General features: G+C 53.2%; 8 tRNA genes. All 8 read left to right on the top strand.

Annotated elements, in window-relative coordinates:
• The first annotated feature begins 87 nt into the window (after positions 1 to 87).
• The 8 genes from Q0785_RS20255 to Q0785_RS20220 all read left to right on the top strand — a co-directional run bounded on the left by Q0785_RS20255 (position 88) and on the right by Q0785_RS20220 (position 847).
• Positions 88 to 163, top strand: a tRNA-Thr gene (locus Q0785_RS20255).
• Positions 164 to 174: 11 nt separating this feature from the next.
• Positions 175 to 250: transfer RNA gene (locus Q0785_RS20250), tRNA-Lys, on the top strand.
• A 21-nt stretch (positions 251 to 271) separates the two neighbouring features.
• Positions 272 to 356, top strand: a tRNA-Leu gene (locus tag Q0785_RS20245).
• 5 nt (positions 357 to 361) lie between these two features.
• Positions 362 to 436 (top strand) — tRNA-Gly (locus Q0785_RS20240).
• Between the two features lie 31 nt (positions 437 to 467).
• Positions 468 to 556, top strand: a tRNA-Leu gene (locus tag Q0785_RS20235).
• A gap of 29 nt (positions 557 to 585) precedes the next feature.
• A tRNA-Arg gene (locus Q0785_RS20230) sits at positions 586 to 662 on the top strand.
• Between the two features lie 26 nt (positions 663 to 688).
• Positions 689 to 765, top strand: a tRNA-Pro gene (locus Q0785_RS20225).
• Between the two features lie 6 nt (positions 766 to 771).
• Positions 772 to 847, top strand: a tRNA-Ala gene (locus tag Q0785_RS20220).

Genomic DNA, 847 nt, shown 5'->3' with positions numbered 1-847 from the left:
AGGATTAGCTCAGCTGGGAGAGCATCTGCCTTACAAGCAGAGGGTCGGCGGTTCGATCCCGTCATCCTCCACCATTTTTTCTCTTTCGCCGGAGTAGCTCAACTGGTAGAGCAACTGACTTGTAATCAGTAGGTTGAGGGTTCAAGTCCTTTCTCCGGCACCACTCATGCAAATGAGCCATTAGCTCAGCTGGTAGAGCATCTGACTTTTAATCAGAGGGTCGAAGGTTCGAATCCTTCATGGCTCACCATTTTAACTTTATCATTGCCACGCGGGTGTGGCGGAACTGGCAGACGCACTAGACTTAGGATCTAGCGCCTTCGGGCGTGGGGGTTCGACTCCCTTCACCCGCACCATTTTTGCGGAAGTAGTTCAGTGGTAGAACGCCACCTTGCCAAGGTGGAGGTCGCGAGTTCGAACCTCGTCTTCCGCTCCATATTTTTTTTGCACATTATTGCCGACCCTTAGCCGGGGTGGCGGAACTGGCAGACGCACAGGACTTAAAATCCTGCGGTAGGTGACTACCGTACCGGTTCGATTCCGGTCCTCGGCACCATTTATGCAAACCAGATGACAACTTTATAGGCGCCCGTAGCTCAATTGGATAGAGTACTTGACTACGAATCAAGCGGTTAGAGGTTCGAGTCCTCTCGGGCGCGCCATATTTTTACACTCAGCAATACAAGTTCGGGAAGTAGCTCAGCTTGGTAGAGCACTTGGTTTGGGACCAAGGGGTCGCAGGTTCGAATCCTGTCTTCCCGACCAAACAATGGGGCCTTAGCTCAGCTGGGAGAGCGCCTGCCTTGCACGCAGGAGGTCAGCGGTTCGATCCCGCTAGGCTCCACCA

The sequence above is a fragment of the uncultured Planococcus sp. genome (assembly GCF_947501725.1).
GTDB classification, from domain to species: Bacteria; Bacillota; Bacilli; order Bacillales_A; family Planococcaceae; genus Planococcus; species Planococcus donghaensis_C.
This window is presented reverse-complemented; position numbering and strand designations above follow the sequence as displayed.